Here is a 17,572-nt window from a genome sequence, read left to right as displayed (position 1 = left end):
TGACTTCTATATAAAAAGACGCTGTGTCGTAACAAGAGGCATTGACCAAACTTTCCGCTCTTATAAACAATTCTTGAGGGTTGGTCTGGTTCTCAAAGCTCTCGGCAATGGCATTTAACCCCGAGTCCGCATCGCTTTGGCTTAGGTGATAGGTGACCTTGCCTGTTTGCGTGTTCAATGTTTGGGCCTGTAAATTGAAAATGGCCTTGCCGTCATTGGAAACATCATCGCATAAAGTTAAGTCATCTACATGTCCTACCACTGGTAATGAATTGACTTTTATATAAAAAGAAGTTGTATCATAACAAGAGGCATTAACTACACTTTCTGCTCTTACAAATAATTGTTGTGGGTTCGTTTGATTTTCAAAATTTTCAGGCAAAGGGTTTATTCCCGCATCGGCTTCGCTTTGCGTTAAATAATAGGTAACGTTGCCTGTTTGCGTATTTAATATTTTTAATGTTTGATTTTTTAAATTAAAAAATGATTTACTATCATTTGAAGCATCATCACATAAATACATGTTATCAGGTTGATGTGCCATTAACGTTTCATTAATGATTATTTTGAAATGTGTCGTATCAAAACAACCTGTATTTGTATTTTCTATTCGGGCATATATATCTTGATTATTACTATTTGTTTCAAAATTATTTGATAAAGCTAAGACTCCTGATATAGCCTGTGCTTGAGTTAAATGGTATGTGATTTGACAGTTGAAGTGTGGTATTACAGGGTAATTTGAAGCAACCTGAGCATTAAACTGACGTAAATCTATAATTTCCTTTCCATCATTAGATTTATCATCACAAATTATTAAATCCTCTACTAAACCTGCTAGTTTCGTTTCAACTTTTAATAAAAAACTAGAAATATCGTAACAATCTGAATTAAGACGATTCTGTATTCTAGCATAAATTACCTGATTATTTATATCGCTTGTATAGGTTATTGGTAATGCCCCAATATTATCTGTTGCGTCTTCATGGCTTTCAAAATAAGAAACTTCAAAATCCGAACCTAATTGCCCTCCCAATATTTCAGGAGTTTTAGTATTTAAATCAAAAGACTCAAAACCATCATTTATAACATTGCCACATACTAAATAATCCGTAGCTTTATTAGCTATTGGAGATTCATAAACAACTATATCCTTAGTTATACTAATAATACTGTACCCTGTATTTATCTTTGCTTCTACAGTATACGCTCCTGATGTTTTATATGTATGATTTGGGTTTTTTAAACTAGATGATTCTCTGTCGCCAAAATCCCATAATACGCTATTAACTGACTCATCAGTTTTTAAACTAAATTGACTACTGTTATTTGAACATAAATTATTTGCTTCAATTTTAGCTACAAAAAGTGATTGTATAAATGTTGGCAAACCGTAAACGTTTCGTCTTCCTTGTAAATCTACAACTCTAGATATGTAACTACTAGAAAGCCCTATAGCATTGGGAGTTTCTATAGCATCTAAATATGATGTAAAAGTACGACATAAGTATATTTTGCCATCTAAAGCTAATTGCAAAGCCGATATTAAATTTCGCCCTTGATACAGAAGAACTTTAGAATTAATAATATCTGTTTTGGTATAAATACTCAAATTAAATTGATGCAATTTACTTAAGTAACTCCTTAAATCTATTTCTGAAACATAAAGCAACTCACTATTGGGGGAAAACTCTATACCATAAGCTCCATTTTCAAAATCGGCACCAAAAACAGAGTCTATAACAATAGGGTTCGAAATAACTCCTGTATTACTATCAAAATCAAAAACTTCAACTAAACTATCAGTACTCCATCTTGCTAAAGCTATTTTTTTTCCATTAGGAGAAAATTTCATATAGCCAATACCGCTATACGGATGACCTCCATGAAAACTAACACCTGGCGAAATTACCGGTGACATTTCTACCCCATTTTCAGTTATTTTGAAAACAGTAAAATCTGAACTATTCCAATTATGAGTTGCAACCCAATAATCAGATCCGTTAGCATGCTTAACCGCAGAAATTTTCTCGGTACAAGGCGTCATTAAAAGCACATTTTTATTTGAGCTTACATCTCCGTTTCCGTTATTTAAAGTTAGGTCTACTTCAGAATATCTCAATCCTTCAACTCGACCTCCATTTATAACAGTAAATATGTAGTAAATAGTTTCAGAATTTGGCTTTGGTACAATAATAGCAGACTGTGTACTAGAGGGGTCTCCCAACAACCCTTGCCCATTAGGCATTATATTATGGTTTTTGTCCCAAACAGTAATGCCATCTGTATAAAATAAAAGTTCGCCTTTACTATTTGAAATAGTTGCACAACCTTCATTTGTTTTAAGCCCACCATCCGACAATGAATTTACAGAACCCGCATTGAAATTAATTCCTGCATTATTTCCAAAATACCAGTTTGCTCCTTCACCTTGTCCATGCAAAATAACAGAAACAAAAAAAATAGCTATGCTAACAAGCAACCTAAAACCTCTTATCCAATTAATATTTTCACCTTCTTTATCTAACATCATTAACCCACCTTCATTTACTTCTGTTCGTTCTCTAAATTCATCTATAGTATATTAATACTTGCTTTTTAATAAAAGAGGGTGTCAAATATGTTAAAATATTCTTAGATTAATAAATAAACTATATCAAACAGCCTTTATTAACGTTTAAATCCATTGCAGTCAATTAATTGTACGTTAAATATTATTAAATTATTGAGTATTATTTAATAGTTTACTATTTTTATAAAAAATTCTTTAATGAAAAAAAATATAATATTCCTTTTTATTATTTTTTTACTAGTTGAACATTCATATGGTCAAGAAGTTACTAAAGTAGAAGGAATAGTAATTAATTCCTCTGATGATTCCGCTCTTGAAAGTGTAAACATTGTGAATCTAAATCAAGTGATTGGAACAACTACCAACAACAAAGGGAAATTCAAAATTTCCGCTAAAGTTAACGACACGCTTCATTTTTCATATTTAGGCTTTAAATCCATTAAAGTTAGGGTAACTAATGATTGGTTGAAGTTTGGGAGTTCTAAAATTGAATTGACTGAATTAGCTCTTGCCCTTGAAGAAGTGGTTGTAAACCAATTAAAATTAACAGGCTATTTAGAAGTTGACATTAAACAAGTACCTGCCATAAACGATAATTATCGATACAGTATTTCCGGACTACAAGGCACTGGATATGAAGCCAGTAAAAAATCAGGTCTAACTAAAGTTATAGGTTCTATTTTTAATCCTGCAGACTTCTTACATCGTATGTTTGGTAAAAAACCGAACGAATTACGTAAACTTAAAAAGATGAAGCAAGATGATGAAATTAGAAATTTATTAGCATCACGTTTTGACAGAGAAATGCTTACTGTCCTGCTTCAAGTAGACCGGGTGGATTTAGATGAAATTGTAAGTCAGTGTAACTATTCAAATGGATTTATTCAAACCGCAAACGATTTACAAATTCTTGACGCTATTAGTGAATGTTATGAGGAATATAAATTGTTAAGCAGAGGACGAAGCAAAAGATTATAATATTAAAAGAAAGACTCAAAATTATTGATTACATTTTTATGCTCTAGAGCGTAATGCTATTCTATTCCCTTCACTATCAATAAAAACAGCCATATAGCCTATATCTGGTGAAATTTATGTTTTAGACTGTACAATACCAATAATAACATAAAAGAAGCTTAATAAAACGTCCTTTTTCCCTTTCTTTTTCATTAAAAAAAGAAACCGTAACTAAGGCTATGATTTATTTTTTGTAAATCAAATAAAGAAAAAAAATAATCATTTTATTTTAATCTCATTTTAAATCATAATTGGTATAACTTTACCTCCTCTTGTTTCTACACTACTCAATTTATTATGGATTATAAAAACGCTCTACAATGTCATCATAACTCTTTATCGTTTTTTTACACCAATCCAATCGCTTTTCATTCATTTCATTTTCAGATAATTGCCAGTTAATATCCGTTTGCCTTAGTTTTGTGGTAACGTATTGCAAAATTATAGCCGCAGATACGGATATATTTAAACTCTCAGTAAAACCAACCATAGGTATTTTTAAATAGCAATTGGCAGCATCTAAAACTTCTTGAGATACCCCATCTGTTTCTCGTCCAAAGAAGAAGCAAGATTTTTTGGTAACATCAAAATCATGCAGTTCACAATCATTAGCGTGAGGTGTAGTTGCGACAATTTGGTAACCTTTGTGTTTTAAATCTAAAATACAATCGTTTACAGAATTATATCTGTTTAAGTCCACCCATTTTTGAGCGCCCATAGCAATTTCCCCATCAATGCTTTTTGAGTTTTGCTCTTCCACGATATTCACTTCTTGTATTCCAAATACATCACAGCTGCGCATTACTGCACTAGTGTTGTGGAGTTGATAAACGTCTTCGGTAGCTACTGTAAAGTGTTTTGTGCGTTGTGCTAATACGGTATCAAAACGTTGTTTTCGATGTGCTGTTAAATAGGATTGTAAATGCTCTAGGAGTTTCGGGTCTGTCATAGATCAAAATTAAGAAAGTTTTTGTCATTATGATGAGCTCCATACAAATGGCAAGGGTGTTTTTAACTGTTGTTGAAATCGAATCTCACGAATTACTACTAATAAACAATGGTTTTAAAAATTTACTGATTAGCTTCAATCCTAATTATCACACTTTTAGAAGCTGGTGTTTTAGCGGTATGCGCAAAACTATCTAATGGTACTAACACATTTGTTTCAGGGAAATATGTAGCGCAACAGTTTTTAGGAATATCATAGCCCACAACTTTAAAATTATTTGCTTCTCGAATAAAACCTTTATATTCAGATTTCAAATTAACAACTTGTTGTTCTTCTAAACGACGCGCTTTCATGTCGTCTCGATTCATAAAAATGATTCGTCTTTCATTAAAAACGCCTCTGTAACGGTCGTCTAACCCGTAAATAGTCGTATTAAATTGATCGTGACTGCGAATGGTCATCATGATGAGTTCATCTTTTTTTAATTTCCATTTAGGAAGTTTATTGATTGAAAAATTAGCCTTTCCTGTTTTAGTTTTAAATTGTCTATTTCTTGCTCCATTAGGCAAATAAAACCCTGCAGGCTGTTTTAACTTTTTATTATAATCTTTAAATCCATCAACAACCTCAGCAATATCATCTCGCACCAGTTTGTAATCATCTTTATATTCTAACCAATTGATTTTTGAACGCTCTTTTAAAGTGGCATGTGCAACACCACACACTACTGCAACTTCACTTAGTAAATCGCTAGAACAAGGTTCCAAAACACCTTTTGTTGCGGACACTACGCCCATTGAATTTTCAACACTTTGCACTTGAACTCCCGATTTTTGATAATCTTTCTCCGTTCGTCCCAAACATGGTAAAATCAATGCTTCTTTACCTGTTACTACATGTGAACGATTGAGTTTTGTACTAACATGAACCGTTAGATTACAATTTGCTAATGCCCGAGCTGAATATGCTGTATCTGGAACTGCCGAAATAAAATTACCGCCCAAACCAAAGAATACTTTGGCTTTTTTTTCATGCATGGCTTTAATGGCATCAATTACGGAATAGCCATGTTTGTTGGTTGGCTTAAAACCGTATTTATCTTCTATTTTATCTAAAAATGCTTGAGGGGCAGATTCCCAAATACCGACTGTTCTATCTCCTTGCACGTTTGAATGTCCGCGTACAGGACAAGTTCCAGCACCTTCTTTACCAATACTGCCTTTGAGCAGTAATAAGTTGACTAATTCTCTGATATTATCAACGGCATTCTCATGTTGCGTTAAGCCCATTGCCCAACAAATAATAATTTTGTCATTATTTAGAATAAGGTCAAAAACATCATTGAAAATTTCTAAAGATACTCCTGAAGCTTTCAAGCAGTCATCAAAATTATAACGTTTTAAATCTGTAATAAAAGCATCATAACCCTGAGTAAATTCATTGATAAAAGCTTTATCAAAAACGTTGCCCCGAACGTCTTCTTTCTCTAACAACCTTAGAAGTATCGCTTTAAAAAAAGCCACATCCCCATTAATTGTAATTGGCACGAACACATCTGCTATTTGGGTCCCTCCTGTTAATATTTTAATAGGGTTTTGTGGATTGGTAAACTTTATCAATCCAGCTTCTGGAAGTGGATTAACAGCAATAATTTTACCACCATTCTTTTTACATTTTTCGAGTGCAGTAAGCATTCTAGGGTGATTTGTTCCTGGGTTCTGCCCAACAACCATAACCACCTCAGCCTTATATAAATCGTCTAAAGTCACAGAGCCTTTTCCTATCCCCAATGTTTCGGACAAAGCACTTCCACTAGCTTCATGACACATATTGGAACAATCTGGAAGATTAGCCGTTCCAAATTCCCTTACGAATAATTGATATAAAAATGCAGCTTCGTTCGTTGTTCTACCTGAGGTATAAAAGGCTGCTTCATCTGGATTATCCAATGCATTTAGATGCTCCCCTACCTTTTTAAAAGCATCTTCCCAAGACATGGGTTGATAATGCGTAGCGCCTTCAGGAAGAAACATAGGTTCTGCCAAACGTCCAGATTTTCCAATTTCAAAATCAGACCAACTTGCCAATTCATCAACAGAATATTTTGCAAAAAAATCGGTTCCAATGGTTTTATTTTGAGCTTCTTCAGCAATGGCTTTTATTCCATTTTCACAAAACTCACCAAGTGAAGAGCGTTCATCATCTGGATCTGGCCATGCACAACCCGGACAATCAAAACCTCCTTTTTGATTCATTTTTAGTGCTAACTTAAAAGCATCAGCAGGATTCATGTATTTTGAAACCTGACCTATAGCACTTTTTACAGAAGAAAGCCCAACACTGTTTTCAGGACGTTGGGTTGTTTTTAATTTCTCAAACTTTTCTGATGTTTTGGCCTTTTCTTCAGGAGATAAACTCATTAAATGATAATTATTTGTTTTATAAACACGAAGTAAAACAATTTTACAATATTATAGCTATCCTATTTAGTTCTTATTAGTAACAAATGGTTTTTTAAACAGCAATCCTAATTTTAAAGTTACAGATTAAAAACAGCTTAATTTTACAAACTCTAAAGCGCGCTTTTCATTATAATACACATTCTTTTTTCCAATAAACCCTGCGTGGCCACCATGAATTGGCATTTCTAAATACAAATTCGGGTTGTTTTTAGCTTCTTTTACAGGATAACATTCCGAAGACAAAAACGAGTCATTCAATGCATTAATAATTAATGCAGGTATTTTTATATTTGGTAGAAACTGCAAACTACTGCATTTTATATAATAATCTAAAGCATCTTCAAAACCATGTGCTTTTGAGGTATAAACGTTATCAAAACTTGCTAATGTTTTAATAGTATTTAGTGTTTCTATACTTAACAGTTCTGGAAATCGTTGCTGCTTTGTTTTTAATTTACCAACTAAATGTTTCAAGAACCTATCGTGATATAATTTGTTTTTTAAAGTATGTAATTCTTTAGCTGAACCCGTTAGATAACAAGGTACAGAAACGGCAATTGCTGCTTTAACTTGAACAGGAACGTTATCTCTTTCGCCTAAATATTTCAAAATAATGTTTGCTCCAAGGCTGATGCCTTTTAAGTAGATATTGGAATATTTTTTATTAGAAATAGCATGTTGAATTACAGCTTCTAAATCTTGGGTTGCTCCAGAATGATAACTGTAATATTTTAAATTATCCTCCCCACTGCATCCTCTGAAATTTACACAAACGGCATCTATGTTATTTGCGTTAAACAATTTTGCTGTTCCGGTCATATACGGACGTTGGCCGTTACCTTCAAGTCCGTGTAATAAAATAATGAGTTTACTTGATTTAGATTCAGAAAAACTCCAATCTAAATCTAAAAAGTCGTCATCTTTTAATGTAATACGCTCGCGTTCTTGTTTTAAAGAAACACGTCTAACTAATCCCGAATATACCGTTGAGATAAATCCGTTTTTAAAGTAAAATGGTGGTTTGTAAGTTGATTCTATTATTGGCATTTTTCAGTATTCAATTTGCAGTATTCAGTCTTCATTCTCAGTTGCATTTTCAATTTTATCGTTTATTATTGTTTATTTACATGTTTTTTATTTTCGTCTTGGCGCGATATAATGTGTTGACAGTCTCAGTTTTCAGTTGTTTTCGTTTATTATAATAACACTTCACTTCTTTTTAACTTTGCGCCTTGGCGGCTTTGCGTGAAAAAAACCTCAATTTTAATTAAATTCTAAAGACGTAAATTTAAATTCTTTTCCATTAAACAAGCCTTTATCACTCAACTTCAATGATGGAATTACCAATAAAGCCATAAACGATAGCGCCATATAAGGCGCGTGTAATGCACTTCCTAGTTGTTTAGCCATTTTATCAAGTTCTGCGTATTGTTTTCCAATAGTTGTTCCGTCTCTATCACTCATAATTCCGGCAACGGGAAGCTGCACTATTTTTTCTTCGTTCCGATGGTTATCGGGATTAGAAATTGCACAAATACCACCTTTATTTTCAATGATTAAATTAACAGCTTTACAAATAGCTTCATCTGAAACACCTACAGCTATAATATTATGAGAATCATGACCAACAGACGATGCAATAGCCCCTTCTTTCAAACCAAAATTTTTAATAAATGCTATGGCTGGTTTTTGGTTCTTATATCTATTAACTACAGTCATTTTTAAAATATCCTTTTCAGTATTTGAAACTAAATTACCGTTTTCAATCTTTGCTTCACCGATAATTTCATTAGTTACCAACTGCCCTTCTAAAGCTTTAATAACTCGAATTTGTTTTGCTGAAGATTCTACTCTAAAATCTAAAACCTCTTTCTTATCACAATTGAAATTATTTAAATTTTCAAAAGACACTTGCTTTATTAAAGATTCTCCTGCATTAAAAACCAACTCGCCACTAATATACGTTTGAAGGGTTTTGAAATGTTTTAAATCCTCTACAACCAAAAAGTCCGCATCATGCCCTACTTTAAGTAAACCAACATCCAAGTTATAATGATGAACAGGGTTTGCACAAGCAACTTGCAACACTTTAAAAATGTCCATGTCTTTTGCTACAGCTCTTGCACATAATTGATTGATATGTCCTAGTATTAAATCGTCTGGATGTTTGTCATCGCTACAAAACATCATGTTTTCAAAATGCTCTGGTAATAAATCGATTAAAGCTTCAAAATTTTTGGCGGCACTACCTTCTCGAATTAAAATTTTCATGCCTTTTTGAAGTTTATCTAAAGCCTCTTCATATGTGAAACATTCATGGTCTGTAGAAATACCTGCGTTTATATATTTTGAAACCTCTTCCCCTCTTAATCCTGGAGCATGTCCATCAACTGGCTTGTTATAATGTTTTGCCCACGCTATTTTTTTTATGACTTCTTCATCATCAAAAAGAACACCAGGGTAATTCATCATTTCTGCTAAGTATTTGATATCTGGATTTTCAAGAAGTAATTTTATGCCGTTTGAATCAATAACCGCTCCCGCCGATTCAAAATTGGTAGCCGGCACACAGGAAGGTGCTCCAAAATTGAATTTAAAAGGGACTTCTTTTCCGTTTTCAATCATAAACTCAACACCTTTAACACCCAATACATTGGCAATTTCGTGTGGGTCTGAAACGGTTGCTACGGTGCCGTGTTTTATAGCTAATCGAGCAAATTCCGAAGGCACTAACATAGAACTTTCTATGTGAATATGTGCATCTACAAACCCAGGAATTATGTAATGGTTTACCTGGTGTTCCTTTTCTTGAATGGATAGAATTTTCCCGTTCTCAAAAGTGACTTCGCCTTTGTAAATGCGTTTGTTTTCTATATCGACTATTTGACCTTGTAGTTTCAATTTGATGTTTTATTCTTAATAGTGGATTCCTGCTGGAGTTTATCTTGAGCGAAGACGAAAGGCAGGAATGACAAATCATTATGATTTCATTCAAAAAGGCACTTCGACTGCGCTCAGTGTGACTGTATTACTTCAATTCAATTTTTAGTATTTGTTTTGTGTTTTCAGTAACTCTAAACCGGTTGTCTGCTCTTCTATTAATTACCCAAACAATAGCGTCTCCAGAACATAATAACCATGTGTTTTCTTTATCTAAAAGCGATAGTTTTTCGTCTTTAAAGTATTTACTAACTTTCTTTTTACCAATCATTCCTAACGGATAAAACACATCAGCTTCTTTATGTTTTCTAATGGTTAATGGGAATTTCAACTCATTTTTATCAACAAATATAATATTGGACTGTTTACCAAAAACGGCATCGTCCCGATAGCTATCGGCTTCATCAAAAAATAAAGTTCCAAAAGGTGTTTCTACTTGTTTTTCGTTTTCTAAAACAGAAATAGTTTCGCTTGCTTCTAAATTAATTTCACTTAAAAGTAAATGCTCCCTGTTTTTAATCAAACGGTGGGTTGCTGAATACACTTGCTTTCCTGTTTCAGCATCCAATAAACCCAAAACATCATTCCATTCGGTAAATCCATACACATTAAAAACTTCAAACAAATATGCTTTTGGATTATTGAGCTTTTTAAATTCTGAAATTTTAAACGCTATATGATTGTCATCAATAGTTTCAATAGCCCTTTTTAAAACAGCATTTGTACTTTCTTCAACAATATCAGATGTATCTTTTAGATTATTTAGAGTTGATTGAAAACTCTGCAATAAACTAAGATTAATTTCTTTTAGAATTGGAATGACTTCGTGGCGTAATTTATTCCTTAAATACTTGACAGATTTGTTACTACTATCATCACGCCATTTAATATTATTTATCTTAGCATAAGTTTCAATGTCTTTACTAGAAAATGGTAATAATGGGCGTACAAAATTGCCATTAACTTCTGGGATTCCGGTTAAACCCTCTAGCCCTGTACCTCTAGTAAAATTGATTAAAAACGTTTCCAGATTATCGTCTGCATGATGAGCGGTTAAAACATAATCGAATTGTAATTGTTCCGTTAACTCCTCAAACCAACTGTAACGTAATTCTCTTGCTGCCATTTGTATGGAACGCTTGTTGTCTTTAGCATAATTTTGGGTATCAAAACGTTGTATAAAGACTTCTAAATTTAAATCTTCTGCTAATTGTAAAACGAAATCTTCATCGGCATCGCTCTCTGCACCTCTTAGGTTGAAATTGCAATGCGCTAATGCCATATTTAGCTTTAATGCTTTGCACAAATGCGTTAAAACAACACTATCTATCCCTCCAGAAATAGCGATAAGGATTTTAGCACTTCTTAGAAACTCTAAATTTGAATTTATATGATTTTCAAACCGATTCAACATAAGCCCAAATATACAATGATATAATCATTTTTAACTAATTTTAAAATGACAAAAATCATATATAAACTCTATATATTTCGTATTTTTAAAGGACTAATTAATACCTTGAATTATGTCTAGTATAGATAAATTAAACGATAGGGCCACTCTAACAGCATTCAATAAAAAAGTGGTTTCAGCAACGCAACATTTACAAGCTTATGTAAAACACCGTTTATACATTGCCGAGTCAACTCATATTATTCCTAAAAATATGTATAAATCTAGTGATATTATTGATGAAGGTATTGCCAAGTTTTACGAAGCAGGTTACAATGTTGACGCCGATGCTGGTGCAATAAAAATTAAACTTTTTAAAATTGTAGATGCAGATTTAGACGAGCTTTTCAAAAAAGAAGCGTTTCATCAAAACACCATGAGCACGCACTCCATTTTGGAAGATGAACTTAATGGACTAGAAGAAAAGTTTACCGCCGATGAAGGTTTTGATTTTATAATGAATGAGGAATTAAGCGACATATCTTACAATCAAGATATGGATGACCAACATGTATTTGTATATGATGATAATAACGCATCCATAAAAAATGCTTTTGATATTTCCGATATTTCTTTACATCGCAACAAACACTTGTTAGGTAAATTCTATACTTGGCTACCTCTTAAAGTTTCAGATATTGTAGATTTATTTGTATTTGGCAAATTAACTTTTGAAGAAATAGCAAAAGTAAAGGCTATTGAAGCCAAACGTGTTGAACGCGTTTTAGAATTAGCCATAGAGGATTTTAAAAAACACTTGATTTAGAGACTGTTTTAAAATGTATCAATTAGTTCTCCAAAACCTGTCGCATGGCTTTTGCTTTCACTAAACATTCCTCATATTCTTTTAGCGGGTCGCTTTTAGCCGTAATGGCACCACCTACGGAGTATGAAATGTATTGTTTTTTAGCATTGTATAAAATGGTTCGTATAACCACATTAAAATCGAAATCTCCATTAGGAGAAAAATAACCGATAGCCCCAGAATATACACCGCGTTTGGTTTCTTCTAAATCTTCAATAATTTTCATTGCTGAAATTTTTGGAGCTCCAGTCATACTGCCCATAGGGAATGTACTTTTAATAATATCTACGGGATGTGTTCCTGAATCTATTTTTGAAGAGATTGTAGAAATCATGTGATGCACTTGGTCAAAGGTATAAATCTGGCATAATTCTTCTACTTTCACACTACCCTTAAGTGCCGTTTTTGATAAATCGTTGCGCACTAAATCCACTATCATGATGTTTTCACTGCGCTCTTTTTCGTCGCTTAGCAAATCAGATTTCAATTGATTATCCTCCACTAGACTTTCTGAACGTTTTGCAGTGCCTTTTATGGGTTGCGAAATTATAGTATCCGCTTCTTTTTTTATATAACGTTCTGGAGAGGCGCTCAACACATACTTATCCTGTAATTTTACAAATGATGCAAATGGTGGTTTAGAAATTTGGTTAAGTTTCTTATAGGTTTCTAAAGGATTTATAGAAGTGCTTTCTGCAAAAAATTCTTGACAAAAATTAGCTTCATAAATATCGCCACGATGAATATGAGCAAGCATGTTATTTACTTTTTCAAAGTATTCATCTTTGTGGATTCGGAGTTTTATCTTTATGTTACTACGCTCACTTGGCAGATTGCCACGTCCTAATTCTTCACAATGACGAATGGTGGTTAAATCATCTTGCAATTCGTCATCAACACAGTTTAAGTATTGTATCTCAACATGATTCCCTTTAATTAAAAAAAGCTTTTTTGGCTGAAAAAAACACAAATCGGGAAACTCTAAACCATCAACATTCCTAGATTTTAAATCCTCAACATCGTTTTTTAAATCGTAAGTAAGATATCCGAAAATCCAATCTTGCGCATTAGTCTGGTAGTCTTTTAATTTTTCGAAACCATTATAATAATCGGTTTGAATACTTGTAAAAGCATCAACCGCCAAAACAGCATCGTAGCTATAATGTTTTTGCTCGTCCCGATTGCTATCTGGATTAGAATCCAACCAAACCACATCATCAAATTGCTGCGCCCAATTTAGTAATTGATTTTTAAAATTTTCGATATCCTCGAAAGTATGAATGTGTCTTGTCCTCAATTAAAAATATTATGGAGCAAAGTTACTTAGAATACTTAAAAAATGAAGACTTTTGTACATTAGTTTAAATACAAAATAGGATGCATACATTACAAAACGACAAACTCAAAATAAGCATAAAAAAAACAGGGGCTGAACTCTGTAAAATTACTTCCATAAAAAACAATACAGATTTTATGTGGCATGCAAACCCTGATGTTTGGGGAAGCTATGCGCCTAACTTATTCCCTATTATTGGAGCACTAAAAGATGATACTTATGTTTTTGAGAATGAAAAATATGAACTCCCAAAACATGGCTTTGTTAGACATAATGAAGATGTGATTTTACACGAACAAACCAAAAACAGTTTAACTTTTAAGTTAGTTTCAAATGACACTTTGTTTACAAACTATCCTTTTAAGTTTGAATTCTACATGACATACACTCTAACGGATAATACCATTGCCGTTACCCATACCGTTAAAAATACGGATAATAAAACCATGTATTTCTCTGTTGGCGGTCATCCAGCTTTTAAATGTCCTGTTTTTGAAAATGAAGCTTATGATGATTATAGTTTAGAATTTGAACATCCAGAAAACTCTAGAACACATCTTATTAATATGGAAAACGGATTAATTTCCTCTAAATCAAAACCTGTTTTTAATAATTCAAACACAATACCATTAAAACACGATTTATTTAATGAGGATGCCCTTATTTTAAAAGATTTGAAATCTAAAAGCGTCACTTTAAAAAGCAGTAAAAGCGGGGCTATACTTTCTGTAAATTATCAAGACTTTCCCTATTTGGGTATTTGGGCTAAACCCAACGGTAACTATGTTTGTATTGAACCCTGGCTAGGAATTGCTGATAGCGAAACCACCAACCAAAACCTTAAAGAAAAAGAAGGCATAATAGCTTTAGATGCCAACAAAACATTTAAAGCAACTTACAATATTGAAATACATAATAGCCATTTAGTGTAAACAGATTAATAAGCTTAACTTTGCCAGCTAAATAGCAGATTGTGACTTTTGAAGATTTAAATATAAACACACCACTTTTTAACGCCTTAGACGATTTAGGCTTTACAACGCCTACACCTATTCAAGAGCAAGCCTTTAACGTGGTAGCTTCTGGGAAAGATGTGGTTGGTATTGCTCAAACAGGTACAGGAAAGACTTTTGCCTACATGTTGCCTATTCTTAAAGATTTGAAGTTTTCTACTCAAGAAAATCCTCGTGTTTTGGTTTTGGTGCCAACGCGCGAATTGGTTGTGCAAGTTGTTGACGAAATTGAAAAGCTTTCAAAATATATAAACAATCGTGTTTTAGGAGTTTATGGTGGCACAAACATTAATACTCAAAAACAGGCTATTGCAGAAGGTATAGATATTTTAGTAGCTACTCCTGGCCGTTTATATGATTTAGCTTTAAGCCGCGTTTTACAGCTTAAATCGATTCAGAAATTAGTGATTGATGAAGTTGATGTGATGCTAGATTTAGGATTTAGACACCAACTCATTAATATTTTTGATATTCTACCAGAACGCCGTCAAAATATCATGTTTTCGGCAACCATGACGCAAGATGTTGATTTGCTAATTAACGATTTCTTTAAAAGTCCAGAACGTGTGTCTATTGCAGTTTCAGGAACTCCACTTGAAAATATATCGCAGCAACGTTTTAATGTGCCTAACTTTTACACGAAAGTGAATTTGTTAACACATCTATTAAATGATACCGAGCAATACAACAAGGTTTTAATATTTGTGGCTTTTAAACGCATGGCAGACCGTTTATTTGAAAAGCTGGAAGAACGTTTTCATGATGAGTTATGTGTGATTCACTCTAATAAAACTCAGAATTATAGACTACGAAGTATTGAGCAATTTAGAAATGGAGAGAACCGTATTTTAATTGCAACCGATGTTATGGCGCGCGGTTTGGATATTGATAACATATCTCATGTTATTAATTTTGATACACCAGATTTTCCTGAAAATTATATGCACCGTATTGGTAGAACTGGTCGTGCAGAACGCCAAGGTGAAGCGCTTGTATTTTCTACTAAAAAGGAGCAAGACGCTATAGCGCGTATTGAAGCCCTAATGGATATGAAAATTCCAGTGATGGAAATCCCTGATGCTGTTGAAATCTCTACAGAACTCATTGAAGAAGAACGTCCACAAATTAAGGAACACAACAATCCTAATAAACGTAGAGATGAAGATGCTCCTGGCCCAGCCTTTCATGAAAAATCTGAAAAGAACTCTAAAGAAAACTTAGGAGGTTCTTATAAATTTAAAATTGCTGCTAAGTACAAAAAGCCAAAAACTCGTGGCGATAAGAATTACAATAAACGGAATAAGAGGAAGTAGTTTCTGTTGCCCTCTTTAGTTATAGCTCTAATTTATGGTATCCGTTAGAGTAAATCCTTTTATCCATCTTATTAATTTTTTAAAAATTAAAATGACTCTTATCAGTTTTATTAAAAAGCTGAACTAGTACATTTGCGTCTTATAAATTTCATATAATAATGCATAATTCTGAAAAGTTTACAAAAACTGCCAATTTGCTATTAGAAATCTCATCACTCTTAATGGTTTCAGGTGCTAACACAAATAGGATCAACTCTAGTATAGATAGATTTTCTTCGGTTTTAAATTTTAATGTTCATAGTTGGATTAATCAAAAAACTATGATTATGACTTTAACCGACAAAGAAACCAATCATAGTGTAACAAAAGTATATAACCTTCCACCGCATGCATTAAACTTTCAAACGCTTTCTGAAATTAGTAAAGCGAGTTGGACAGCTAAAAGTGAAAATTGGAATCTAGAAGAAATTATAACTGAAATAGAACGTATAAAAAAACTTAAAAAACACCCAAAACTATTGGTTCTCATAGCTGTTGGCCTTGCTGTAGCAGGGTTTTGTAATATTTTTCAAGGAGACTACTTAAATATGCTGGTTGCATTTATAAGTGCATTTATTGGATTATTTGTTGCACAACAAGTACATAAGCTGCAATACAACATGTACATCAGAATATTTTTAGCGGCTTTAATGGCCTCTTTTATAGCATCCATAGGTATTATTTTTGATATTGGCAAAAACCCTCAAACCGCTTTAGCAACATCCATACTTTTTTTAGTTCCTGGAGTTGCTCTTATCAATTCGTTTACCGATTTACTTGAAAACAATGTTTTAAATGGTGTTGCAAGGTTTGCCGTTGGCGCCCTAACGGTATTAGTTATGGCAACCGCCTTATTTGTTTCAATGTATATCTTTTCAATTAAAATAATATGATAGATAGCTTATTACATTTTCTTGAAGTTTCTTTCTGGTCTGGAATAGCCGCGGTTGGCTTTGGCATTCTATTTAATGTTCCTAAAAGAACTATATTTACTATATTCTTATTAGGCTTATCAGCCGGTTTTATCAAATTTTCTTTACTTTTTTTTAACTTCCATATTGCTTTGGCAAGTCTAATTGCAGCATCGTATGTAGGTTTAATAAGTATTCCTATAGCGCATAAAATTCATCACCCTCCAGTAGTATTCTCCATTCCTACGGTTATACCCATGATTCCTGGTTATTTTGCCTACGAAACCATATTATCTATTATGAATTTTGTGTTTATAGAATCAAATACCGAAAAGCGACTAGCTCTAATAGATGCTATTTTTACCAATGGTTTTAATATGATATACATATTAATCTCCCTCACTATTGGTGTGTCTTTACCGCTTTTGATACTTAATAAAAAAAGCGTCAAAAAAATAAAGAGAGTTAAATAAGAAGTAGAATTTCTTGGGCGTTACCCTTCCCGATAGGTATCGTGAAGGGTCGGGCTTGAAGTTTATCCTGAGTACTTCGGCTACGCTCAGCATATACTAAGCCAGAGGGCTACATCTTTTTAAAGCGCCATTGCGAAGGAGGAACGACTGTGGCAATCTGTTAATCGATAGTTCTTCACTAAATTTATAACTCTAAAGCTTTAAAAAGTTAAGGGTATCCACAGTTAATCGAAAGGCTGCAACCTAACTCTAACAGACTAATACGCACAATACAGGTTTTATCTGAAAT

13 protein-coding genes are annotated in these 17,572 nt (G+C 33.2%); 6 read left to right on the top strand and 7 right to left on the bottom strand.

Going from position 1 to position 17,572, the window contains the following annotated elements:
• The coding region (locus ABD935_RS09380; protein WP_345191646.1) for a PKD domain-containing protein at positions 1-2,533 on the bottom strand (2,533 nt) is incomplete at its 3' end.
• A gap of 237 nt (positions 2,534-2,770) precedes the next feature.
• Between ABD935_RS09380 and ABD935_RS09375 the strand changes: the two genes are divergently transcribed.
• A complete protein-coding gene (locus ABD935_RS09375) occupies positions 2,771-3,550 on the top strand; it encodes a carboxypeptidase-like regulatory domain-containing protein (protein WP_345191645.1) in 780 nt (259 codons plus the stop codon).
• A gap of 334 nt (positions 3,551-3,884) precedes the next feature.
• Here ABD935_RS09375 and ABD935_RS09370 read toward each other — a convergent pair whose 3' ends face one another.
• From ABD935_RS09370 to tilS, 5 genes are all read right to left on the bottom strand, one after another.
• Positions 3,885-4,538 carry a TrmH family RNA methyltransferase gene (locus tag ABD935_RS09370; RefSeq protein WP_345191643.1) on the bottom strand — a complete coding sequence of 218 codons (654 nt, stop codon included), beginning with the start codon at positions 4,536-4,538 and terminating at the stop codon, positions 3,885-3,887.
• Between the two features lie 122 nt (positions 4,539-4,660).
• Positions 4,661-6,958, bottom strand: coding sequence for an FdhF/YdeP family oxidoreductase (locus ABD935_RS09365; protein WP_345191642.1), 2,298 nt, complete (start codon positions 6,956-6,958; stop codon positions 4,661-4,663).
• A gap of 126 nt (positions 6,959-7,084) precedes the next feature.
• A complete protein-coding gene (locus ABD935_RS09360; protein WP_345191640.1) occupies positions 7,085-8,047 on the bottom strand; it encodes a YheT family hydrolase in 963 nt (320 codons plus the stop codon).
• 216 nt (positions 8,048-8,263) lie between these two features.
• Positions 8,264-9,901, bottom strand: coding sequence for an adenine deaminase (gene ade, locus ABD935_RS09355; RefSeq protein WP_345191639.1), 1,638 nt, complete (start codon positions 9,899-9,901; stop codon positions 8,264-8,266).
• A gap of 127 nt (positions 9,902-10,028) precedes the next feature.
• Positions 10,029-11,354, bottom strand: coding sequence for a tRNA lysidine(34) synthetase TilS (gene tilS / locus ABD935_RS09350; RefSeq protein ID WP_345191637.1), 1,326 nt, complete (start codon positions 11,352-11,354; stop codon positions 10,029-10,031).
• Between the two features lie 112 nt (positions 11,355-11,466).
• Between tilS and ABD935_RS09345 the strand changes: the two genes are divergently transcribed.
• Positions 11,467-12,159: a hypothetical protein gene (locus tag ABD935_RS09345; protein WP_345191635.1), complete on the top strand. Its 693-nt coding sequence runs from the start codon at positions 11,467-11,469 to the stop codon at positions 12,157-12,159.
• Between the two features lie 22 nt (positions 12,160-12,181).
• Here ABD935_RS09345 and pabB read toward each other — a convergent pair whose 3' ends face one another.
• The gene (gene pabB / locus ABD935_RS09340) at positions 12,182-13,495 is read right to left on the bottom strand and encodes an aminodeoxychorismate synthase component I (RefSeq protein WP_345191634.1); all 1,314 of its coding nucleotides are present in this window, start codon (positions 13,493-13,495) and stop codon (positions 12,182-12,184) included.
• 80 nt (positions 13,496-13,575) lie between these two features.
• Between pabB and ABD935_RS09335 the strand changes: the two genes are divergently transcribed.
• From ABD935_RS09335 to ABD935_RS09320, 4 genes are all read left to right on the top strand, one after another.
• A complete protein-coding gene (locus tag ABD935_RS09335) occupies positions 13,576-14,466 on the top strand; it encodes an aldose 1-epimerase family protein (protein WP_345191633.1) in 891 nt (296 codons plus the stop codon).
• 41 nt (positions 14,467-14,507) lie between these two features.
• Entirely contained in the window at positions 14,508-15,860 is a 1,353-nt protein-coding gene (locus ABD935_RS09330) for a DEAD/DEAH box helicase (protein ID WP_345191631.1), read from the top strand.
• A gap of 158 nt (positions 15,861-16,018) precedes the next feature.
• On the top strand, positions 16,019-16,792 hold the full coding sequence (locus tag ABD935_RS09325; protein ID WP_345191630.1) for a threonine/serine exporter family protein: 774 nt from the start codon (positions 16,019-16,021) through the stop codon (positions 16,790-16,792).
• Complete coding sequence (locus ABD935_RS09320) at positions 16,789-17,283, top strand: threonine/serine exporter family protein (RefSeq protein ID WP_345191628.1); 495 nt, start codon at positions 16,789-16,791, stop codon at positions 17,281-17,283. Before ABD935_RS09325 ends, ABD935_RS09320 begins: the two co-directional genes overlap by 4 nt.
• Positions 17,284-17,572 lie beyond the last annotated feature (289 nt).

This window comes from Algibacter agarivorans, assembly GCF_039543245.1.
Lineage (GTDB): Bacteria > Bacteroidota > Bacteroidia > Flavobacteriales > Flavobacteriaceae > Algibacter_G > Algibacter_G agarivorans.
The sequence above is the reverse complement of the archived record's forward strand: the minus strand, read 5'-3'. Positions and strand labels throughout refer to the sequence as shown.